15 protein-coding genes are annotated in these 23,488 nt (G+C 39.3%); 4 read left to right on the forward strand and 11 right to left on the reverse strand.

Annotated features, from left to right (window positions below):
- Nucleotides 1-693: 693 nt before the first annotated feature.
- The 3 genes from ACFIL7_RS05350 to htpX form a co-directional block, all read right to left on the reverse strand.
- Nucleotides 694-2,439 carry a heparinase II/III family protein gene (locus ACFIL7_RS05350; protein ID WP_375634345.1) on the reverse strand — a complete coding sequence of 582 codons (1,746 nt, stop codon included), beginning with the start codon at nt 2,437-2,439 and terminating at the stop codon, nt 694-696.
- 64 nt (nt 2,440-2,503) lie between these two features.
- Nucleotides 2,504-3,868: an RsmB/NOP family class I SAM-dependent RNA methyltransferase gene (locus ACFIL7_RS05355; protein ID WP_375634343.1), complete on the reverse strand. Its 1,365-nt coding sequence runs from the start codon at nt 3,866-3,868 to the stop codon at nt 2,504-2,506.
- Between the two features lie 47 nt (nt 3,869-3,915).
- The gene (htpX, locus tag ACFIL7_RS05360; protein WP_375634341.1) at nt 3,916-4,962 is read right to left on the reverse strand and encodes a zinc metalloprotease HtpX; all 1,047 of its coding nucleotides are present in this window, start codon (nt 4,960-4,962) and stop codon (nt 3,916-3,918) included.
- Nucleotides 4,963-5,045: 83 nt separating this feature from the next.
- On the opposite strand from htpX, the gene ACFIL7_RS05365 reads away from it, so the two are divergent.
- Entirely contained in the window at nt 5,046-5,261 is a 216-nt protein-coding gene (locus tag ACFIL7_RS05365) for a DUF1674 domain-containing protein (protein ID WP_375606032.1), read from the forward strand.
- 122 nt (nt 5,262-5,383) lie between these two features.
- Here the strand turns inward: ACFIL7_RS05365 and rpsP are convergent, their stop codons facing one another.
- The 4 genes from rpsP to ACFIL7_RS05385 all read right to left on the reverse strand — a co-directional run bounded on the left by rpsP (nt 5,384) and on the right by ACFIL7_RS05385 (nt 8,584).
- Nucleotides 5,384-5,758, reverse strand: coding sequence for a 30S ribosomal protein S16 (gene rpsP, locus ACFIL7_RS05370; protein WP_375634339.1), 375 nt, complete (start codon nt 5,756-5,758; stop codon nt 5,384-5,386).
- Between the two features lie 16 nt (nt 5,759-5,774).
- Nucleotides 5,775-6,104 carry a chorismate mutase gene (locus ACFIL7_RS05375; RefSeq protein WP_375633593.1) on the reverse strand — a complete coding sequence of 110 codons (330 nt, stop codon included), beginning with the start codon at nt 6,102-6,104 and terminating at the stop codon, nt 5,775-5,777.
- Nucleotides 6,105-6,128: 24 nt separating this feature from the next.
- Nucleotides 6,129-7,697, reverse strand: a complete 1,569-nt coding sequence (gene ffh / locus ACFIL7_RS05380) for a signal recognition particle protein (protein WP_375634440.1) — start codon at nt 7,695-7,697, stop codon at nt 6,129-6,131.
- 230 nt (nt 7,698-7,927) lie between these two features.
- The gene (locus ACFIL7_RS05385) at nt 7,928-8,584 is read right to left on the reverse strand and encodes a carbonic anhydrase (protein ID WP_375633594.1); all 657 of its coding nucleotides are present in this window, start codon (nt 8,582-8,584) and stop codon (nt 7,928-7,930) included.
- A gap of 274 nt (nt 8,585-8,858) precedes the next feature.
- Between ACFIL7_RS05385 and ACFIL7_RS05390 the strand changes: the two genes are divergently transcribed.
- Entirely contained in the window at nt 8,859-13,568 is a 4,710-nt protein-coding gene (locus ACFIL7_RS05390; protein WP_375683426.1) for an NAD-glutamate dehydrogenase, read from the forward strand.
- 1,192 nt (nt 13,569-14,760) lie between these two features.
- Here the strand turns inward: ACFIL7_RS05390 and ACFIL7_RS05395 are convergent.
- From ACFIL7_RS05395 to ACFIL7_RS05410, 4 genes are all read right to left on the reverse strand, one after another.
- Nucleotides 14,761-15,747: a DUF2125 domain-containing protein gene (locus ACFIL7_RS05395; RefSeq protein ID WP_375634907.1), complete on the reverse strand. Its 987-nt coding sequence runs from the start codon at nt 15,745-15,747 to the stop codon at nt 14,761-14,763.
- Between the two features lie 797 nt (nt 15,748-16,544).
- A complete protein-coding gene (locus tag ACFIL7_RS05400; protein WP_375606037.1) occupies nt 16,545-17,291 on the reverse strand; it encodes a glutamine amidotransferase in 747 nt (248 codons plus the stop codon).
- Between the two features lie 147 nt (nt 17,292-17,438).
- Complete coding sequence (locus ACFIL7_RS05405; RefSeq protein ID WP_375642816.1) at nt 17,439-18,998, reverse strand: heme biosynthesis protein HemY; 1,560 nt, start codon at nt 18,996-18,998, stop codon at nt 17,439-17,441.
- 11 nt (nt 18,999-19,009) lie between these two features.
- Nucleotides 19,010-20,194 (reverse strand): COG4223 family protein, encoded by a 1,185-nt coding sequence (locus ACFIL7_RS05410; protein ID WP_375671991.1) that lies wholly within the window; start codon nt 20,192-20,194, stop codon nt 19,010-19,012.
- 308 nt (nt 20,195-20,502) lie between these two features.
- Between ACFIL7_RS05410 and tsaD the strand changes: the two genes are divergently transcribed.
- Together tsaD and ACFIL7_RS05420 are read left to right on the forward strand one after the other, a co-directional pair.
- Complete coding sequence (gene tsaD, locus ACFIL7_RS05415) at nt 20,503-21,597, forward strand: tRNA (adenosine(37)-N6)-threonylcarbamoyltransferase complex transferase subunit TsaD (protein WP_375671992.1); 1,095 nt, start codon at nt 20,503-20,505, stop codon at nt 21,595-21,597.
- 596 nt (nt 21,598-22,193) lie between these two features.
- Nucleotides 22,194-22,628 (forward strand): EVE domain-containing protein, encoded by a 435-nt coding sequence (locus ACFIL7_RS05420; protein WP_375634332.1) that lies wholly within the window; start codon nt 22,194-22,196, stop codon nt 22,626-22,628.
- The last annotated feature ends 860 nt before the right edge of the window (nt 22,629-23,488 follow it).

Consider the following 23,488-nt stretch of genomic DNA (forward strand, 5'->3'; position numbering starts at 1 on the left):
TTCTCTCATTTCAAATCTATGTATGTTGAATCAACCAAAACCATTCGCCTGCACGTTACAAGCGGGGGGAGCTGTATGGATAAAAGCCATTAAGAAAAGGCTAAAAATGCCTCTTATGAACCATCTCTAGTGCCAAGAGCTTGTTACAAACATTGGACACTGATCAATAGTGTGATAGTGCCGAGCTGCTCCTTCATAAGCGTAAAGATGGGGGGTGCTTAATGGATTTACCGTTATACCCATCACGGGCATCGTCGCAAAATAGGCTTGGAAGCGTTAAGGGATTTTTCTTTAAAATAAGTCCGTGAATATACAATACAATAGCGCTCTGTTTTTCGTGAGGAGTGTAGCCCTATTAATGCAACTCTCTCAGAGAGAAATATTGATCCCAACATCACACTTAAAAACTTATCGAAGATAAGCAACGACTTAATTTTCTCTCCATATCTTTAAAGGATCAAAATCCTTAACTAGTACTCATCTGTCAACAAGGGTCTTTCAAAAACTTTTTTTCTGAAGCCAATCCCTTTAGCATCACCTCATGAGATTCTATGAGCAAACCTTGCCTAAAAACATCCAACCCATACTCCCAAAAAATGCTTCGTGTATAAAATTGATATGATCTTCAAATTTTGAGAATATTACCACAATAAACAATAATGTTTTGCGACACGCAATATAAAACGCAATATACTATGGGTTGGAACAATGTTCTAATTTTTTATCAAACGCTTTACGGATAAAACGCCAACGAACTTTTTCCTGAAATGCAGGACGAAAATATAAAACAATCTGTTGTGTCCGTTGTGGACCTGTTAATTCTGCAAAATCAATCGAATCTTCAAGACAAATATCTGCGTCAGGCGATATAAAATACCATATTTGTTCGCTCTTCACGTTCTCGTTCTTTACGGCTAAACACACACGTTTGCCATCATAGTTAACTTCAACTTGTGGATGAAGATGAAATCGAACAGCAACATAATTTTGTTCATTTTGCACACTCTTGTGTCTCTTTCTCCCTTTACTTGGCATAAAAAAGCGATCAAAACCTTCGATCGTATCTCCATTTGTCGCCAAAATAAGACCACGCTCATGAATAAGATTAAAGGGTCGCACATAACCATTATGACTCGCAATAAAACCCGTCTTCTCTGAATCATCTATACGGCACACTTGAACATCTGTTGGTCCATCAAACAAAAATGGCGCGCCATTTTTCTTTTTATGATAAAAAGAACCCACTGAACAATCATTAAGCGTAGCTGTTGAATGTGCTGCAGTAACACGCCCTAAATGTCGATAATCTTCCCTCCCATCAGGATTAACACCGGTATTGATAATAAAACGGTGCCCTTGTGAAGACATTTCAAAAGACAAACACCCCGAACAAGCCTGCTGTGCTACAGAGCGGGGTGGAAACTTTCCTGTATCTGCAAGCACTGTTGTTTGATTGGCTTTTAAGCGCTGAAATCCTGAATAACGGGCATAACTAAAAGGATGTCCTCCTGTTTCATCAAGCTCCAAAAGTGATGATAACCGTTCCGACACAAGGGGACCAACCCCATTAAAATGGGCCAACGTCTGATCCTCATGGATAAAGAATCGTAAAGCTGGCAACATACGCTCAACAGAATCAATCAAAATACGGGGTGCCGTTTCATTGCTACGCATAAAAAGATGCCGTAACGACAATAAATCCGATAACAAATTCAGCAAAATAACAGGACTACGGGAAATATGCCCACCATCAACTAGGATTTGACGGGAAAGCTCCTCTATAAGCGTCGTTTGTACCTTTTTTTTCACTGCCACAGAAACAGGCAAAGCAAGAGATGCGAATGTCAAAGCCACTGCTGCTTGTAAACGTTGATCATTGTGCTCCATACTACAAATTGTCACGCGCAAATAACGAAATTGCAAACCAAGTGCACGCAAAAAGCGTTTTTCAAACCGCTCACTTGCCCCTTCTAACAACATTTTCGAATGACAAATCCATGAAATCAAGCGCCGCGCCACAACAGGACCACTCCAAGCAAGTCCTTTTACCTTCTTGCCAGCATGGTCAAACCAATCTTCTAAAAGAGAGCGTGCATGTGCAGAAGCTAAATCACTTCCTGCTGCCTCCATATGGCGCAACCAATGAAAATCATGTAGAGCCGCTTCCCATTCTAGCGTTGGTGGAACCAATGAAAACGGCGAAACAGCACCAGAATGAACAATGTGACCAGCAAAAGCAAAACGACCATGATAAAATTCATGCGCCATCATAGAGTCTGCTACATGCAAATCCATGGGATGCGCTAAAATTTTATGAGGACGAAACCCTGAAAATCGCCAACGAAACAATGGTCCAACCCATAAACGCCGCATAACATTCTGTATCGTATCGATACAGGCTGCCACTTTTACCTGAGGAGCTTTTACCGCAACCGCCAAAATTTCATCTCCATTTATGCTGAATCAAATACAATTTCGACCATTTTTGTAAATGAAGCGTTAATTAAGCAATTTTTCGTAAGCGCGCAGCGAAAAAACCATCCATTCCTAAAAATACGGTTTTCTCAGCATCAAAATTTTTATGACAAAAATCCGCAGGCGTTGTCCGTAACACCCCCTCACAAAGCAAATGCTCCAGTGCTCCTATTTCCTCTGGACAAATAGGGTCTAAAACAATGTCATTGCGTGTCGACAAAATTTTCTCAATAAGATCTTCACCTTCTTCTCTTGCCAATGAACAATTGGAAAAAACAATCCGCCCCTCTACCTTCACCAAAGAAATTGCTGCGACAAGCAAATCATATTGCAACGCCGCTAACTTGACGATATCATCCTTCGATTTCGTCCATAAAATATCTGGATGACGACGGATTGTTCCTGTAGAAGAACAAGGAGCATCAAGAAGAACCGCATCAAAAAGCTGTGTGGGATAGAAATTTCTCACATCGCCCTGCCAAATGTGAACTGAAAAATGAAGCCGTTCCATATTTTCTTTTAAACGCTTTATGCGGTTAGCAGAAAGCTCAATTGCAGTCACCTCAGCCCCTTGCAAAGCCAATTGTGCTGTTTTTCCCCCAGGGCTCGCACAAAGATCAGAAACGCGTTTACCCTCAATACTCCCAAGTAAACAAGCAGGCAACGATGCAGCGAAATCTTGAACCCACCAAGACCCTTCACGATAGCCTGGTAAATCAGAAACAGAACACTCCAGACGATTCAATCGAACAGAACCATTGGGCAATACCACACCACCAAGCCTTTCAGCCCATCCACCACTATCAGATTTCACTGTCAAATCGAGAGGGGGTTCCACACTTTGAATTGCGATAATCTGATGTGCCTTTTCTGTTCCATAAGCTGACACTAAAAGTTGTCCAAACCACGCTGGAACACCTTCAATGGTAGGAACTTGTTGGCGTAAAGGCTCTGCCTCACGCGCAACATTGCGCAAAAGAGCATTCACTACCCCTGAAAAACGGCGCATTCGAGGATCAAGTTTCGCCACACGCACAGCTAAATCAATAGCCGCATGATCAGGAATATCAAGATAAAGAATTTGTGCAACACTGATATGCAAAAGATTCTGAAGTGAAAGTGCTTGTGAAGGCAAAGGACGCGCCAAAAAGCGTGAGAGAGCCGCCATAATCTGCCCTCGATGACGCAATGAAGCTGTTAAAATAGCCCGACATAACAAACGATCTCGTTGTGAAAGTTTTAAATATTGTGGATTTCCGTGTTCATTATCTGTCAAACCAGAAAGAGGCGTGTACTTATCAACTACCGCCCCAAAAAGACGCACACACACCTGCCGAACAGCTAATCCTGGAACATTTTTTTCAGACACATGCCCCGCTTTTTTGTGTTTCAAAACACCACCTTTATATCACAGTTTTCTCAAAAGCTCCCTCAATAACTCTATGAACGAGATCTTTTTGAATTTTCATAACGAAGCCAAGAAGGACGTTTTGTAACACGTTGAAAAGAACTGTTTTCCTGTTCACCTAATACATGAGTCTGACCACTATGAAAATCTCCATAGTTCATCCCGCTGCTTTTTTCATGTATAGCGTCTTCTTTATTCCATCCCACACTTTTGGCAAGAGCCCCTTTCATCTCTTCTGCTTGCTGATAAAGAGCAGCGATACGATTTGCAGTTGCTGGATGTGTCGAAAAAAGACTATCCGCTCCCTCACCGCTCAAAGGATTAATAATAAACAGATGCGCGGTTGCTGGATTATGCTCTGCTTCTTCATTATATACCCCACGTCCCCCATCAGCAATCTTACGCAATGCCGAAGCCAACCATAAAGGATTACCACATATTTCAGCCCCTCTACGATCCGCAGCATATTCCCGTGTACGGCTAATCGCCATTTGCACCAGCATCGCTGCAAAAGGCGCCACAAGCAATGCAATAAATCCTCCAATTGCCCCTGCGCCATGAGAATCTTCTGAAGAGTTACGCTGTCCTCCCATAAAGAAAGCAAAATTACCAAGCATTGAAATTGCCCCTGCAATCGTTGCGGTTAGAGTCATTGTTAACGTATCACGATGCTCAATATGTGCGAGCTCATGCGCCATAACGCCGGCAATTTCCTCAGCGCTTAACCGCTCTAACAACCCAGTACTTGCAGCAACAGCTGCATTTTGCGGATTACGTCCCGTCGCAAAAGCATTTGGCTGTGCATTCTCAATAACATAAATTTTTGGTTGAGGAAGAGAAGCTTTTTTAGCTAAATCGCTTACAATCTTATAATAAACTGGTGCTGAATGCTGATCAACTTCACGCGCCCCGTACATGCGTAAAACGATTTTATCTGAATTCCAATAAGAAAAAAAGTTTAAACCACTTGCCATCAAAAGAGCAATGACCATGCCACCACCCCCTCCAACAAGATAACCAACTCCCATAAAAAGAGCAGTTAAAAAAGCCAAAAGCATAGCTGTACGCATTATATTCATTACTCAAAAAACTCCATGATAAAAGTCAATCAATACTATATGATGGTGTTTTCTTTCTGCTTTTTCAATGGAATAGGTGTAAAATGAATAAAAAAGATGAGAAAACAAGCAAAAAAAATGCAACTGTCATTAAACAGCAATCTCTTTCTCCCGCAGCACAACGCGCCCTTAAAGAAGCTGAGGAAAGACGAAAACGCGCAACAAAAAAAGAACAACCTTTAGAAAACGGCGGACGCGGCGGCAAAGACCCTTCCCGCTATGGAGACTGGGAAATTAAAGGCCGCGCCATTGATTTTTAAAAAAAACCAGCGCGGTTTAAACAAGCAGCTTTTTAAAGAAAATCCGTTTTTGATAGACAAAAACGGATAATATTTATTTTTCTAAAGCTTTTAAAAACACGTTGATTAAACAACCATGCTTCTTATGCTGTAGCAGATTCTGCTTCAGCCGCTGCCGCTGCTTCTTCTGCCGCTTGCTTTGCTGCTGCTATACGTTCTTGTGCTTTTTTACCCGGTTCACCTTTATGTGGATTATTACGAGTTGGACGCTTTTTCAAGCCAGCTGCATCTAAAAACCGTAAAACGCGATCTGTTGGTTGAGCCCCTTGCGCAAGCCAATATTGGATACGTTCTTCATTAAGTTTCACCCTCGGTCCATCTTTAGGCAACATTGGATCCCATGCACCAACACGTTCAAGAAACCGTCCATCGCGCGGACTACGAACATCTGCAACGACGATATGATAGTAAGGACGTTTTTTTGAACCTCCACGGGACAAACGAATTTTCAATGCCATATTTTATCTCCTATTGTCAGCTCTGGCTTTCGTTTAAATTGACTTTTTTTGTTTTTTGCTCTTCAGCAATAACTTCATGATGACTCACAACTTCTTTAATAATAAATTTTAAAAATCTTTCAGCAAAATCAGGATCAAGATGACTATCTATAGCCAATTGCCGCAAACGCGCTACCTGATATTGCTCACGCAGAGGATCTACTTTAGGCAAATCATAATGGGCTTTTAAGCGCCCAACAGCTTTCGTACAACGAAACCGCTCTGCTAAGATATGAATCAAGGTTGCATCAAAATTATCAATGGATGCTCGTAAATGTGCCAATTCGTTTAATACTGTTTCCTGCATTATATTCCTTTCCCTCTTTACATCTTATTTTTTCTTAGGATGCTGAGGAAAATTTCCCCCATCGACAATGCCATTGGAAAAACCAGGAAATGTAGGTCCACGCTTAGGAAGTCCGGGCAAGAGCTTCCCTCCATTACCATTTTCAATTTGCTTTTGAAGCATTGAGAATTGCTTTGGATCCAATCCCGACAAATCCGGCATAGCTGAAGAATCCCCTCCCAAGTTTCCCATACCACCAAAACCCATTTTGGAACCAAGGCCTCCCAACATTTTTCCCATAAAACCACTTTTTCCTTTACCACCCATGGCTTTCATCATATCAGCCATTTGGCGATACATCTTCAAAAGTTTATTAATATCAGCCGCTGTCGTACCAGACCCCTTAGCAATTCGTTGTTTGCGGCTATGTTTTAAAAGCTCTGGATTCGCCCGCTCTTTCGGTGTCATAGATGAAATAATGGCCAATTGACGATCAAACAAACGATCATCAAACCCCGCAGCCGCAATCTGCTCTTTGACCTTCCCCATCCCTGGCAACATGCCCATAATACCGCCCATTCCACCCAGTTTTTTCATTTTCTGCAACTGTTCTGCAAGATCATTCAGATCAAATTTTCCGGCTTGCATTTTTTTTGCAAAAGCAGCAGCTTTCTCGTGATCCATTGTTTCTGCAGCTTTTTCAACCAAAGAAACAATATCCCCCATTCCGAGAATACGATCAGCAATACGACTGGGATGAAATTCTTCTAAAGCATCTATTTTTTCACCAGTTCCAATTGCTTTAATTGGTTTACCTGTAACAGCACGCATAGAAAGAGCAGCGCCACCACGCCCATCACTATCCATCCGTGTTAAAATAATCCCCGTAATCCCTACACGCTCATCAAAAGAACGAGCAAGATGAACGGCATCTTGCCCCGTCAAACTATCAGCCACCAACATAATCTCATGAGGAAGGGAACATGCTTTAATTTCAGCCAATTCGAGCATCAAAGCTTCATCAATATGATTACGTCCTGCTGTGTCAAGAAGAAGCACGTCATAACCACCCAATTTAGCAGCCTGCACGGCACGTGATGCAATATCAACGGGCAGCTGACCCGCAATAATAGGCAAGCTTGCAAGTTTTGCCTGCTCTCCCAATTGGCGCAATTGCTCCTGTGCAGCGGGACGGCGTGTATCTAATGACGCCATGAGAACTTTTTTATTGTGCTTATCAGTAAAACGTTTTGCAAGCTTTGCTGTTGTGGTTGTTTTTCCCGAACCTTGCAAACCAGTCATCATGATAACAACAGGAGCTGGTGCATTTAAATCACTCAGAACGCTTTCATTTCCAAGAATATGAACCAATTCATCATGAACAATTTTAACCACCATTTGGCCTGGTTTAATTGATTTAACGATTTCGGCCCCAACAGCTTTTTCCCGAACTCTATCGGTAAAAGAGCGCACAACATCAAGAGCAACATCAGCTTCCAATAAAGCGCGACGAATTTCACGCAGCGCCTCTACAACATCCTGATCCGATAAAGCGCCACGTCCCGTCAAATGAGACAGGATAGAACCAAGTCGCTCTTGCAAGGATTCAAACATCATTTACCTCATTGTTGCATAACAAACAAACCAAAATAGCATCCGAGAACGCATCGCGCCGTCGGATGTTGACCTCTGAGATCTCTTTATACCCTTAAACCGGGGTCTCAGTCGGTGGCTCCAAGTTAATTTTGTCACTGAAAGCTTGCTCCTTCAAACAATAAAACCCCAGCTTTGTCAAGTTTTATCATAAAATATCTTTTTATACGAAGAAATAAAAACAACAAATACTATACTTCAAAACTTTCAACTTCAACACGCATAAAACAACCTGTTTCCTGTTCCATGCTCCATAATTTTCCGCTAGAGATATCAAACCAAACCCCATGCAATGTCAAAAAACCTTGATCTTTGCGAAGCTTTATCCACGGAAACGTCTCTAAATTTCTCAACGAATGGTGAATAGAAAGCTGCTCTAATGCCGTCTGTTTTTCTGGCCAAGACAGCGACTTATTATTCAAAACGATTTCTGCTGCTGGAGCTAAGAGACTTATCCATTGACCGATAAAATCATTTGATAATAAAGATTTATATGTCTCATTAAGAGCAGTACGAATGCCTCCACAATGGGCATGACCAAAAACAACAATATGTCTCACCTCAAGCAATTGCACAGCATATTCAAGAGCTGCTGATGTTGCGTGATATTGGTCATCAGGAGAAAAAGGAGGAACCACATTCGCCACGTTGCGCAGAGTGAAAATTTCCCCTGGCTTAGCATCAAAAATCATTTCTGGTACTGCACGCGAATCACAACAAGCAATGACCAAAACTTCAGGTTTCTGCCCCTCAATCGCCAATTGCTGATAATCTGCTATTTTATATAAAAAATGATTGTTTATAAAGTTTTGGTAACCACTTAAAAGTCTTTCTGGTAAATGCGCCATTCTCTCTTTACTTTTGCTTCTTTTTTTACTTTCATTTTGTATAGTTTAAAAAACAAACTATTAACATACAAAAATACTAAAAATGCCCTTTCCTTGAAGCAAAATATTTCTTTAAAGTACAAAATATTACTAAAAATAGCAAAAACAAACTCATTCTTTCCAAATAAAGAGCTATTTTCTTCAGAAAGAAGGTGTTACAGTATATAAAAAATATAATGGTCTGCTTTTAAAAAGAGAAGAAAAGACCCCTTAAGAGCAAAAAGGGAGAGTGAATGTGTTGCAACAAAAAAAAACAGAAACAAAAAACACCCAAGATAAAATAGAACAAATCCTTTTTGCCCAAACCGATAAAGAAGATATTACTTATTATGAAAATGAAGAACTTAAAAAGGCCACAGCCATCGCGGTAAAAGCTTTTAATCTCCATCAGACGGGAAACAACACCATCTGCTTTGAGCAAAATTTAACCCGTAGTAACAGACCTGTAACCGTTATCACGCTTGTCAATGATAACAAACCCTTCCTTCTCGATTCTATTTTAAATGTTTTCAATCAACACAAAAACCATATCTATTTGATTGCACACCCCATTATTGATTGTGCTTCTGGAAAACGCATCAGTCTGATGCAAATTCACATCGAGTCATTAAACAAACAGCAAATACAAAAACTTGAAAATGAACTCACCTTAGTTCTTGAACAGGTTAATGCTGCTGTACAAGACTGGAAACCTATGCTTGAAGAAGTTGAAAAGCATATTCATGCCTACCAAATAAGTCTTCCCCCGCACTACAAACAAGAAGGCGAAAAAGCCATTGAGTTTCTTCACTGGCTAATGGACGATAATTTCATTTTCCTTGGTATGCGCACTTACAACTTCATCAAAGACCAAAAACCCCTAAAATCCTTTACAGCGAGTAATATTGAACTTGGTATACTCACGGATGCTTCTATTCATATTATTGACGATAAAAGCATGAAAGAACCTCCTCAAGAAGTTTTATCCTTCATGGAAAGCGATAATCTGTTTATCGTGACAAAAGCGAACAGCCGCTCCAAAATTCACCGTTCTGTTTGGCTCGATTATATTGGTCTTAAAATCTTTGATAAAGAAAACCAACTCTGTGGAGAATTACGCATTGTAGGGCTTTTTACCTCCTCAGCTTATACACGTTCTATTTTGCAAATTCCTTTCTTAAAAGAAAAAGCCCGAACTATTATTCAACGTCTTGGACACAATCACGCCGATTATTCAGGAAAAGCACTCATCAGTGCTTTAGAAACCTATCCAAGAGATGAAATGTTTCGCTCTGATGTTGATACATTGACAGAAAACACTAAGCTTATTCTACAATTAGATGAGCGCCCACGTTTACGGGTTCTTGCCCACACTGATTCTTTTGGACGCTTTGTTTCTATCCTGGTCTACGTACCGCGTGACCAATATAGCAGCAGCCTGCGTGAAAAAGTTGGCGAACATTTTGTTGAGCTTTATAAAGGTGACTTTTTTGAATCTTATCCGCTATTTTTGGAAAGCACTCTTATACGTGTCTATTATATCATCCATCGCAAAGGAAATGAAACTGTTCCTCTTCACGAGCGCTCCACACTTGAACAACATGTACGTTCGATTGCACGAAGTTGGGAAGACAGGGTTCAAGCCATCGCTCTTAACAAGAAAATAACAGAGCAACAAACACGTCTAGCCAGTGAATTCCCCAACAGCTATCGTGATTTATTTTCAGCTGAAGACGCTATTAACGATGCCGGACATATTCTAAGTCTTCATGATGAAAAGCCCCTTTTCGTGATCTTTTATCACGCACAAAACAAAGAAAAACAGTGCATTTCTCTTCGGCTTTTTCACCGCCATGAAGCACTTGCCCTTTCCAAACGTGTACCACTCCTTGAAAACATGGGGTTTCGCGTTATTGCTGAACAAACCCTTGAATTACCAGATGGCAATGGGCGCTCTGTGTATCTTCATGATATGCAGCTAGAAAGTACTTTCCAACGCTGTATCGATTTTGAAAAAGACGGTCAAAAACACGCCGAAACCTTTGAAGCCATTTGGGCACAAAATGCTGATAATGACGGCTTTAATGCTCTCACCCAAACAGCTGAGCTTGATTGGCATGAAATTGTTATTTTGCGCCATTATGGGCGCTATCTCCAACAAGCTGGAATTCCTTATTCGCAAGATCGCGTTGCCCAAACTTTAAATGCTTATCCTGACATTACTCAAGATCTTTATGCTTTATTTCATTTAAAATTTCATCAAAGCCATACAGAAAAAGAACGGGAAAAAAACCAACAAGTCATTCAAAAGCGCATTGAAGAAAAATTACGGAAAGTCTCTGGTTTAGATGATGATCTCATTTTACGCCGTTATTGTAACCTTATCGAGGCGAGTTTACGAACGAATGCCTTTACACCTCTTCCTGATGGAAGTCCACGGCGTATTTTAGCCACCAAATTAAATCCGCGCCAGATTGAAGGTTTGCCTGAACCGCGCCCTTACCGAGAAATTTTTGTTTATGGACCAGAAGTTGAAGGGGTCCATTTGCGTTTTGGACCTATCGCTCGTGGCGGAATTCGTTGGTCTGACCGTGCATTAGATTATCGCACCGAAGTGCTTAGCTTAGTCAAAGCCCAACAAGTTAAAAATGCGGTTATCGTTCCTGCAGGTGCAAAAGGTGGATTCTATCCCCATCGGCTTCCCCAAACAAATGACCGTGCTGTCATCATAGAAGCAGCACGACAAGCTTATACAGACTTTATAACAGCTTTGCTCTCCATTACAGACAATCTGATTAACGGCAAAATAAGTTCTCCCCACAATGTCATCTGTCATGATGACCCTGACCCCTATTTTGTTGTTGCGGCAGACAAAGGAACAGCAACTTTTTCTGATACAGCCAACGCCATCAGCCAAGCAAACCACTTTTGGCTTGATGATGCTTTTGCCTCTGGAGGTTCAGCAGGTTACGACCACAAAGACATTGGTATTACAGCTAAAGGTGCATGGGAAGCCGTCAAAAGACATTTTAGAGAGTCATTTAATCACGATATTCAAACAACGCCCTTCACCTGTGTCGGTGTTGGCGACATGTCTGGTGATGTTTTTGGCAATGGGATGCTGCTTTCCAAACAAACAAAATTGATTGCCGCTTTTGATCACCGCGATATCTTTATTGACCCAGATCCGAACATAGACGAAAGCTATGCAGAGCGTACGCGTCTCTTCAAACTGCCTCGCTCAAGCTGGCAGGATTACGACCAAAGCAAATTATCAAAGGGCGGTGGTATCTTCTCACGAAAAGAAAAAACCATTACTCTCTCACCTGAAGCAGCACAAGCCATTGGTTTCGAAAAACAAACAGGAACACCCTTTGAAATTATCTCTGCTCTTCTCAAAGCCCCTGTTGATCTTTTATGGTTCGGTGGCATTGGTACTTATATCCGTGCTGCAACAGAAAACGATGCCCAAGTAGGTGATCGCGCAAATGATGCAATACGCATTACCGGAGAACAAGTGCGTGCAAAAATTATTGGTGAAGGAGCTAATCTTGGTGTTACACAACGTGGACGGATTGAATATGTCTTAAATGGTGGTCGATGCAATACGGATGCCATTGACAATTCTGCTGGTGTGAATTGTTCTGATATTGAGGTCAATCTCAAAATTGTTCTTGCATCAGCACTACGTGCCAAAACGTTAACCCGCGAAGATCGCAATAAGCTCTTGAAAAAAATGACGCCTCAAGTCGAGCAACTCGTCTTGCGCAACAATTATCTACAACCCCTTGCGCTTTCTTTGGCGGAAAACCAAAGCACTACTGATTTGCCCTATCAAATACGCTTTATGCACGATTTGGAACAAAAAAAGCTTCTAGATCGTAGAGTTGAAATACTCCCTGATGAGCAAATTTTACGACAAAGAACAACCCAAGGCAAAGGTCTTCTCCGTCCAGAACTCGCCGTTATTTTTGCCTATGCTAAATTGACCTTAAAAGAAGAAATTGCTAATAGCCCCATTGTTGATGATCACTATTTCAATACAGCCTTGCTGAACTATTTTCCAACCCAAATTCAAGAAAATTTTAAGAAGGAAGTTATTAACCATCAATTGCGTCGTAATATTATCGCAACGCTGATTGCCAACGATATTGTAAATCGTGGAGGCCCCACTTTTGTTAATAGACTACACGATGCAACAGAACAAAAGACTGAAAATATTATTCGCGTTTTCATTGCCATCCGCGATGGTTTCGAAATTCCTCAATTGTCTGAGCAAATTGATAAGCTTGATAATAAAATACCCGGTCTTGTCCAAAATAAATTCTACGCAACAATGAACCCAATGCTCTTTGAAACAACCAATTGGGGTTTGCACAACATAGATCTCTCACGTCCATTAGAAGAAATTGTAAAAACAATAAAGCAAGCCCGTAGCGTTATTGAAAAAGAGCTTATGCATTCTCACGACAACGATATTAAGCAAAAGATTGAAGAAAAAGCATTACACTACAGCGAAGAGGGAGCACCAAAAGCATTAGCGAAACAATTAGCCCTCTTGGAAGCTGCTTCAACAATCTGTGATATTTCTTTAATTGCAAAAAAAAGCAACAGTGATCTTATTAAAACCGCAGAGATCTACTTTTCACTTGCGCAAATCATTCGTATAAACCGCATTAACGAAGCAAGTCGTATAATCCCTGTAGTAGATTATTATGATAGTATGGCTTTAAGCCAAGCCAAAGAAAATGTTTCTGAAAGCTTTCGGCAAATCGTTATGAAAATCCTCAAAAATCATGGAAAGAAAAAAGATCCTTTTGACACTTGGAAAAAAACAGAAGAAGATCATATTCACAACATTACAAACCGCATTAGCGCCCTTATTGAAAATGATCTCAATATTTCTCGTTTTACCTTTGCAGCAGGATTGATTTCTCAACTTCAAAATATTGGCTTTCAAACCTAAAGCAAATACAAAACGACCCACTCAATCTCCCGTTCTATCCCACCACTACAACAAACCAACAAAAATAGAGAGCGGGAGTTTGCATTTTTAGGCAAGGTTCCAAAAATAAAAATCTCGCTATTTATCACAATAGAATTGTTTGCAACAATTTCAAACAAACAACAGGATTTATTTTTCACCCTAAAAACATAAACTTTCAGACTTAAAAGCTGTACAAAACAGCTAAGCTTTTGCTCCGTTCTATCCATCCATGACTAATCAGCAAGGGAAGAACGGAAGCCCTATCCTGCATTTTTAGACAGAGCACTCAAAATAAAAAATAAATTCAAATTTTACTGTCAATTAACCCCATTTCCCCTTGCATATTGCAAATGGGAAAACCGAATAGATAAAAACAGTAAAGAAAGGACTAAAAATGCCCCTCATAAACCGCCCCAAGTGCCAAAAGCTGCAGTAACATTGGGAGTTAGCAAATATAATATGATGGTGTTGCCCCCTAGCTTATTACTCCATAACCGAAAAGATGGTGGTGTTTAATGGCTTTATCGTTATACCATTCATAGGCGACATCGTGAAATAAGAAGCACTGAGAAATATTGTTTTAATAAATACGTAAATATGCAATACAAATATATTCTGTTTTACGTGGAAGACATATGGCTTCATTAAAAAATATCAGAAATAAAAGGATAAGTTTAATCCATTATTTAAAAGATATAACTGTAACTGCTTTTGAAATGCATAAAATCGAATAAAAAATGACAGTAAAGATGGATGTTGATTTTCCCCTTTACAACTTCATATCTTCCTCCAACTAGGCTATTTACTTGTTTTAAGAGGTTACACCCAAACAAATATATGCAATATGCTCATTCCATATATAAAGAAAAAGGTTCCTAACAAAAACCACACCACCTGTATAAAAAGGCAATTCAGCATACTTTAAAATGCCACTTTTTCCATACAAACACTGTTGCTATATGTAGTTTGACATAAGATTTTGTACTAAGTGAAAAGAGGTTGGACGAATTAGGAGTAGGTGGTAATTTTTTATTTTTATAGCTATTTTTTTACCATTAAATACGCATTTTGTTAAAATAGATTTTGACACTCTAAAATTGCAAAAAAAGTATGAAAATCAGAAAAAATCGAAATTTGGTAGTAAAAATGAAAAAAGACTTTGGTACAACACCTAAAGCGGAGCAAGACGACCAAGTTTTAAAAAGCCTAATTTTACCCACCCATTGTTAATGAGCAAGGAAAGAACGGGAGTGCCGTCCGCATTTTTAGGCAAAACACCCAAAATAAAAAATAACGCTTGAAGATTATTGGCTTGCGCGGGAAATAAGTGCTGCAGAGTGTCAAGAAGCTTCATGGACTGAATAAGGACAAGTTCAAATTTTGCTGTCAAATATCCTTCATCATCAAAAGAAAAAGGTCCACTAATACGCACTGCACCACCTGTATGAAAAGTCAATTCACCTTGCTTTAAAAGTCCACTTTTTCCATACAGTCGCTGTTGCCAATTTTTTTCTTCATCTTCAGACTGAAAAGAGATGTCATTTAAAATCCATTTCAAATTGCCATCAATTTTAGGAATATCAACAAAAGAAGATTTTAAAAAAGGAGAAGCATCAAAACCGTCAAAAGTTATATGTCCCGATAAATTATTCTTTTCATGTTTTAGATCAAAACGCAAAAATTCTGCCGTTATTTTTTGAGGCATATCTTGTGGCTCTAACGGCTGAATAATCACGTCATGCGTATTTTGCAAAGATGCCGGATCTTCAATATTTTCTTGTGTCGTTTTTTTATCTGCCGTTTGTGCTCTTAATGCTTCTTGAAGCTTTTGATCTTCAGGGGAAGAGGAAAAAGATGAAATATCAAGCCCTTCAGCTATAAATTTCAATGTTTTACCCGTTTTCCAATAAGGCTCTGTTTCAATCACCAAATTGCGCCAATGCGATACTATGGGAGTTTTTCCGGAAAAAACAATTAATGCAGGAGAATGAACATTAAACTCGACCAAATGAGGTGCGTAAATTGGTGCACCAGCTGTCAAACGCCCCGTCGATAAAGAAACCCCATGTAAAGGCCAAGAAAATTGAAACTTGTCACAAACAACACCGACACGTAAAGGATAACCATCCTTGTGCACATTCTCACATACCGCCGCCATATTATGGGAAGATACTTTTGTGAATATATCAGAAACATAGTCTTCTATTTTACGTGAAAAAAAAACCAGAGTGCGCTATAAATAAATATCAGAGCAAGACAAAAGAGCCCACAAATTAAATAACTCAAAGAAAAACTTTTTTGTGATGATGGTATTTGAAAGGATTTAGACAATATTCAAACTTTCTTTATCTCTTAACTTCCTCCCCACCCTAAAAAGGATAAAGATTCCCAACCACGTTCAGTTTATACACAATCCAACTTCTTAATCGATCGGATTTTATCTACTGATCACTTCAAGAAGCCCCTATACATCGTTCTAAAGTATAGTATCTCATAAGCTTAATAAACAAGATTTTCTTAAAAAAAACCCATTACACCCTTTAACAAAAAACACCTCATGTGTAAAGTTTTACATAGATTTTCTACCTCTGCCTTAAACCATACTGTTTTACAGCACAACAAAAATGATAATGAATAGTGTCTCTTAACGATAAAGCCATTGAGCCCCCCATCTTTACGCTTATGGAGGAGCCAAGCCAGCACCATCATTATATTTGGCTAGCCCCCAAATGTTGCGACAACCCTTGACACTTAAGACAGTTCATAAGAAGCATTTTTAGTCTTTTCTTATACAGTTTTTGCCCACATACCAGCCCTACTTGTGACATGCAAGCAAGAAGTTTTTATTGAGTCAACATACACAGATTTGGAATGAGAAAACCTTACTATATTCGGAGTTCTCATTCAATATATAAAACCATGAATTACCTATATAAATCAATGCTTTGTCAATAATCACACAAGTACGGGCGGTGTACAAAAAATCTGGTGTAATGCGCTTTCAAACCATTGGCTCAAAGCTCGATCATAGATTAAACGACCTTTCAAATGTGCACAAGCAGGTTGAGCACCTTTTTCAGTCAATTTATGTGCCGAACGCACGACCAAACGCCGCATCATAGCGCGTGTAAATTCAGCATGAAACTGCAAGCCCCATGCATTGTTTCCATAACGAAAAGCTTGTGTAGGATATGTATTCCCTGTTGCCAAAAGCATTGCCTCTTTCGGTAAATCATAAATACCTTCATCATGGAAATGGTAGACCATCTCTGGCCAATTCATCAATTCCTTCCCTTGTGGGGTTGCTTCTAGTGGATACCAGCCGACTTCAACAGTCCCATCACTTCTTGTACCAACGCGCCCCCCTAGATTTCGCGCTAACATTTGTGCTCCAAGACAAATACCCAAAAAAGGCTTATTTTCCTTTAGTGATAACGAAATCCAATCAATTTCCTCACCAATATAGGCTTCGCTGTCATTCACACTCATCGGTCCCCCTAAAATAACAACGCCGGCATAATGCTCTAATGTATCAGGGAGTTTTTGTCCAAAAATAGGACGATAAATATCAAGAACAAAACCATTTTGTTGTAAAAATTTTCCCAACCGACCAGTATAAGTAGAGCGCCGATGAATAACGACAGCAATCCTTGGTTTGTTATTTTTTTGTTTTTTATCAAGACATCTCTGATTTAAAAACATTTTTTAACCAATCACCTCTGCTACCAAGCAAAACTTTATTTTTAAAGCATAAGAGAATAATTTTATTGGACAAGACTAACGATATTTTTTCTTCTAGGTCAATTGTTTCTTCTGAGAAAACATTCGTATTATCAACATTGGTGCAATTTAAAATAAACGAAATTTTTTCCTCGATAAAGATGTTTCTTCTTCTGTTTTAACCCCTGGATCATCAACATTTAAGTGAGTTTGACTGAACATTTTTACATCTTTTTCTTTTATATCTTGTTTCTCCACCTGCACATTATGCAAAAGAGAATCATCTACAGGTGTTAATTTTTCAAGCTTCTTATCTCCAACATCATCACTTTTTCCCATAACATACTCTTTGTCTTGCCTTTTCGACACAATATTGTCCGCCTCTAATGTGAGAGAAGGCATACAAGGAGGCGCCTTCCATTCAAAACAGCCCAAACGTCCACTGATTGGAGAAACCACTGACCAAGAAGAAAAAATGGCCCCATCACACATCCACACTGGATCACGTTCAGCACGAAGTGCTAAAGAAAGCCATTGACGCACAGCACCTTGATTGTTTCCCTGTGCCTCTTCAATATCTGCCAACAATAAATAAACACTTTCCCGTGGATGACATTGTAATGCTTTTTGTGCCTTCTCTCTTGCTAATGCTGTTTCACCAGCATCCAAAGCTGCTTTAGCAATAAGGAAAGCCGACTCAAATGCATCTTTATTATAAGAAGCAAGTGTCTTAGCCCTTTTCAATCGCCCAATGGCTCCTTCTTCTCTTTCAAGATAAAGCGCTCCCAAGTCAGGATGAGGCTCCTTTTGCCAAGCCGCTATAATCATTTTATCCGCTTTACGCGTTTCGTTTAATTTATAAAGAATATCAGCAGCAATAACTATTATTGGAACAAAATCAGGCGCCAATTTATGGGCTTTCAAAATAGCTTCACGTGCTTGTACAGGATGTGTATCAAACAAAGAAAGTGCCTGCCCACTTAGTAGTAAAACCTGTATATGCTGCCGCTCTGGAATCGCGCGAATAGAACGCGGGAGAGCTTTTTGCGTTCTTTCAAAAATAGTAAGTGCCTTATCCCATTTACCCTCAGTACTTAACCGATCAAGCACCGCCTGATGCGCCCATAAAAGTGCTGGCGATAAAGTCAGTGCCTCTTCAGCATATTGTTGCGCTGCCTCATAAGCTTTACTCTTCATTGCTTCACGAAACAAACCATAAAGTCCAACCAGTTTTGTCGGATCTTCCTTTCTCATCTCTTCATAAAGACCGATGGCGCGAACAGAGTCATTTTGTAAAGACAAGGTTTGCGCTTGTAAGAGTTTTACCAATGGCTCTTGTTTCCCTGCAAGATATTTAGCAACACGTGCTTCCATTTTTTGCGCAACCATACTATCACCAGCAAAAGTTGCAAGAATCCCCTTTGAAAGAGCTTCGTAACCACGCTTTTGATGGCGTTTATAAAAATAATTGGAAAGAGCATTCGGTATGGAAAAAAAGAAAGACAATAACCACCATAAAAGCACCAGCGTTACAAAAAATAAAATAAGCACACTTAACACTGTAAGAAATGAAGCAGAAAATCTGAAATGCAAAAATGTGAGAACAAAAATACCATTGTGATTAGCAACCCACGTGAAAGCTAAACCGAGGATACAAACAACAAAAATATAAATAAAAACACGTATCATCTTGGGCCTATTTACATCTTTGTTGCTTTAAAAGATCCTTGTTGCACAGACAATAACAATTGCTGCAACAACTGTTGAATAGCAATATGTCTTTCAAGCTGCTTAACAAAATCCATTGAAACATCTTTTGCACTTTGGGGCAATGATTGCCATTCGCTCAAAGCCTTTTCGTAATCACCAGCTTGAATGGCAACTTCCATGCGTGCCGCAATAGCCCCCAGCGTTGTCCCTTCAACATTTCCAATCGGTCGCGAAACAATGAGCCCTTTTATCCACGCTAAAATTCGGTCAAAAAAACCAGCATCTGACGCAACAAGATTTTGCGTACCAACAATTGCATCAGCAACATGAGCAAAATCAACTGAAAGTTGTGCTGAACTTGGAAGACCCACAGTAGCTGTTTTTTGCAACACATCAAGTCCATTAATCGAAGGCGATAATTGCCGCAACAGCTTTAATTCATTATTATAAGATCCACCACGCTCTATAGCATTTTTTAATGAACTAATTGCAGTAAAGAGCGCGGTATCTATTTCTTTTTTCTCACTATTTTTAACAGCAGTTTCTTCCTGTAGTGCTTCTAACTGTTGTTTTAACGCAGCAAGATCATTTGCATTGCTCTGCCCAACAGACAAAGCCGTCTCTATCTCTTTCGACTTTCTAACAAAAGTTTGTACAGTTTCTTCAAGAGCTTTTACTTTTTCCTCTAAAATCGCAAAAGCTTTTTTGCTTTCTTCTTTCGATAGTTCATCATTTTTCGTTGTTTTAAACTGTTGTGATGAAAAAGAAGAAAACTCTGTTTTTAACGTATCAATTTCTTGAAAGACCCGCCTCAATTGTTCCTTTGTGTCTTCACCTTGACTTTTTGCGGCTTCAGCAATCTGCAAAGCTTTTTCTCCTCCAGCAGAATTTTCCACAAAAGGAGAAGGAAAAAAACCAGCCCATTGAAGCCCCATAAAAACTCCCAAAGCAATGAATCCTCCCAAAATCCCAGAAAGGGACAAGAAAAGCCAAGTTGTACTAGAGATACTTTTATCCTGACCTTGCATATTCTGTTTTTCTCGCGCATGAGATTCTACAGAATTATGGATTTTTTCCTCTGAATCATGGGGAACAGCTTCATGTTCAATAACTGGTTTCTTACGGCGCGTACCAGCATAATGTGGTTTAACTTTTGGTTTTGAAGAATCGACCATCTCTGTCACTTTTCGTGCACACTTTTTTTAATGATAAAATAATAAAATGAAAAAAGTTTTAAAAACGCAGCTTTTCTCAATAATATTTACAATTATCGCCTTTAATAGACAAGTTTTAAAAAAAACATTTGCATTTTATACTCGAAAATACAGCTTTATTTTTTAATCCATGATATCATAAAATTCAAAGAAAATGCCAAAACACATATTTTTCATAGAAAAATCAATTCTAAGAGAAATACTTTGCATCTTTTTCTGTTCATGGTACGCACGCAGGAAAGAAGCTTCAATATAAGGTTTTGTTTAAAATGCGTCTGCTGGGAATAGAAACAAGTTGTGATGAAACGGCAGCAGCTGTCATTGAGTATAACAATGAATCAAACAGCCAAATTCTTTCCAATGTTGTTTGGAGTCAAATTGATCACCATGCACCTTACGGCGGTGTTGTTCCTGAAATTGCTGCTCGTGCCCATGTTGAAGTTCTTGATCATTTAATTCTGCAAGCACTAACAGAAGCAAACACAAAATTAAAAGATATTGATGGCATTGCAGCCACCAGTGGACCTGGTTTGATAGGAGGATTGTTGGTAGGCGTTATGAGCGCAAAAGCACTCTCTCTTGCCACTGGCAAACCATTTATTGCGGTAAATCACTTAGAGGGACATGCTTTAACAGCTGTGTTAACGCACAACGTCAGCTTCCCTTATTTATTACTTTTAGTTTCAGGGGGTCATACACAAACAATCATTGTTCATGGAGTAGGCAACTACCAACGTTTAGGAACCACTATTGATGATGCATTAGGAGAAGCCTTTGATAAAACAGCAAAACTTTTAGGTCTTCCTTATCCTGGTGGACCAGCACTTGAAAAAGCAGCTTTATTTGGTGATAAAAATCGCATCCCTCTTCCACGTCCTTTAAAAGGTGAAAAACGATTAGATTTTTCTTTTTCAGGACTCAAAACTGCTGTTCGACAAGCCGCAACAGCCATAGCTCCTCTTACAGAAAATGATATTGCTGACATTGCCGCAAGTTTTCAAGCCGCCGTAACCGATACAGTACGTGATCGCGTTCACCTCGCTCTACAGCACTTTGCCCACCAATATCCTCTCTCTCATGATCAAGAAAAGCGTTCTCCTGCTTTGGTTGTCGCAGGCGGTGTTGCCGCAAACCAAGCCATTCGCTCTACGTTGCAAAAACTTGCCCATCAACATGGTTTTGAATTTATAGCCCCTCCTCTTTCCTTGTGTACCGATAATGCTGCAATGATTGCTTTTGCCGGTGCACAAAAACTCGTACGAGGAGAAACAAACTCTCTTGACATTGCACCCCGCTCACGCTGGCCATTAGATGAAAAAGCCCCGCCCTTGATCGGGATGGGACGCCGTGGAACAAAAGCATAATAAAATTGACGTCCTACACACATCTTAAAGAACGAAGATTTCTACTCAATCCGGTCTATAGATAGTCCGAATTCTCTATCGAGCAGATTCCACCTGCTTCCCACTAACACAATTCACTTAACCCAAAGATCGACACGTAAACCTAAATATTCACCACACATTCTTAAAAACTTCATGTTTCAAAAAACTACCTTATATCATTACACTTCAAATGACGGTATTTTACAGCATAATAAGATCTACTCTCTCCCACTAAGCATAGATATGAATGCCATTCGTTGACCTCATCATCTTTGATCATTTATTCGTTTCATTGTCATTGTAATCTTAAAGCTTTTTAGAACCAATTTTCTTAATTTTTTCCAACAAACTCTTATAGTAACCGCATTTCAAACCATAGCTGAAAAGATAAGCAAAGAGCAAAATACTTTTATACAACATGAAATATCAATGGAGCGTGTCTCTCTACTACACATTATTTTGAAACAAGAAAAAATAGATAATAGTCGTTCTTTACCCCATTTTAAAAATCATCGTTGATGGTATTACAAAGATGCTTATAAAAATGCATAACAGTCTATGAAAAAGGAGAACTCATGGCTTATTGGCTTTTTAAATCTGAACCCCATAAATGGTCATGGGAGATGCAAAAGAAAAAAGGAGCTGATGGCGAACAATGGGATGGTGTACGCAATTATCAAGCCCGTAACAATATGCGCGCTATGAAATATGGTGATAAAGGTTTTTTTTATCATTCAAATAAAGGTTTAGAAATTGTAGGAATTGTAGAAATATGTGCTGAAGCGCACCCTGATTCTACAAGCTCTGATCCACGCTGGGAATGTGTGGACATCCGTGCACTTTGTGACATGCCAACACCTGTTTCATTAAAACAAATTAAAGCCAATCCCAAACTAGCAAATATGGTGCTGGTCAAAGCCAGCCGCTTATCAGTGCAACCCGTAACAGAAGATGAATGGAAAGAAGTCTGTTTAATGGGCAACCTTAAGGAGGAAATGCTTTTATCTTAAAACAATAATTTTTATTCATTAACTCATATAAAAAGATGCTTCATAGCGCAGAAGAATAAGCTCAACACATCCTTCTGTTGAGGTATTCTCATGCTAAATGTATAAATATGATATTTTTCTTTGTCATTTTTTATCCTGCACTCTTTCTCAATACAGTCTCCTTCCAAATTACACAAAAAACCTCTTTATGATGCATCTTTTCGGCATTGCTAAAGGCAAGGCTTACTCAACAATTATAATAAGCAACACCACGAACATAACACACAGCCCCCTTCGCACACAAATGCAACGAAAAAACAAAACTGAACGTGGATAAAAAACAATAAAAATGATCGTGAAATTCTCCTAAACAGTGCATATGTGCTAGGTGTTGCACAATTCTCTTCACACTTAAAAAACGAATCATATTGCGTGTTTATTGTTTTGCATGTTGGACGAGTGCGCCTCATACCGCAGGATTCTCTCATTCCCAACCTGTTTTATATTGAATCAATCAAAAGCTATTTGCTTGCACATTCTAAGCGGAGAAAGTCCCATATAGATAAAAAACGTGAAAGAAAGCACTAAAAATTCCTCCTATGAATCGTCTCAAGTGCCAAGGACTGTCCGCAACACCCACGAGCTGGCAAAGTGAATGATAGTGCTAGCTTGTTTCTCCATAAGCGTAAAGATGATGACACTCAATAGCTAAAACACGTTCTAGAACATAAAAAACGCTTCCAACCAATACGTAAAATACTCTGCAGACGGAATACCTTCTTTTCAGCAAGCAACCATTAGAAATTATAAAAGTTTATTTTTTAGAAGCGTTCTTTTTTAATTTTCTTCTTTTAATTTTTCTTGCATGAAATCTCATTTTT

Source organism: Bartonella sp. AP3QHHD (genome assembly GCF_042195765.1).
Taxonomy (GTDB): Bacteria; Pseudomonadota; Alphaproteobacteria; order Rhizobiales; family Rhizobiaceae; genus Bartonella.

Bases quoted from the DNA above. Each gene is read 5' to 3' on its own strand.
- htpX (WP_375634341.1), bottom strand. From the start codon at position 4,962: ATGAATATAATGCGTACAGCTATGCTTTTGGCTTTTTTAACTGCTCTT.
- ACFIL7_RS05365 (WP_375606032.1), top strand. From the start codon at position 5,046: ATGAATAAAAAAGATGAGAAAACAAGCAAAAAAAATGCAACTGTCATT.
- rpsP (WP_375634339.1), bottom strand. From the start codon at position 5,758: ATGGCATTGAAAATTCGTTTGTCCCGTGGAGGTTCAAAAAAACGTCCT.
- ACFIL7_RS05375 (WP_375633593.1), bottom strand. From the start codon at position 6,104: ATGCAGGAAACAGTATTAAACGAATTGGCACATTTACGAGCATCCATT.
- ffh (WP_375634440.1), bottom strand. From the start codon at position 7,697: ATGTTTGAATCCTTGCAAGAGCGACTTGGTTCTATCCTGTCTCATTTG.
- ACFIL7_RS05385 (WP_375633594.1), bottom strand. From the start codon at position 8,584: ATGGCGCATTTACCAGAAAGACTTTTAAGTGGTTACCAAAACTTTATA.
- ACFIL7_RS05395 (WP_375634907.1), bottom strand. From the start codon at position 15,747: ATGGCGGCGGTATGTGAGAATGTGCACAAGGATGGTTATCCTTTACGT.
- ACFIL7_RS05400 (WP_375606037.1), bottom strand. From the start codon at position 17,291: ATGTTTTTAAATCAGAGATGTCTTGATAAAAAACAAAAAAATAACAAA.
- ACFIL7_RS05405 (WP_375642816.1), bottom strand. From the start codon at position 18,998: ATGATACGTGTTTTTATTTATATTTTTGTTGTTTGTATCCTCGGTTTA.
- ACFIL7_RS05410 (WP_375671991.1), bottom strand. From the start codon at position 20,194: ATGGTCGATTCTTCAAAACCAAAAGTTAAACCACATTATGCTGGTACG.
- tsaD (WP_375671992.1), top strand. From the start codon at position 20,503: ATGCGTCTGCTGGGAATAGAAACAAGTTGTGATGAAACGGCAGCAGCT.
- ACFIL7_RS05420 (WP_375634332.1), top strand. From the start codon at position 22,194: ATGGCTTATTGGCTTTTTAAATCTGAACCCCATAAATGGTCATGGGAG.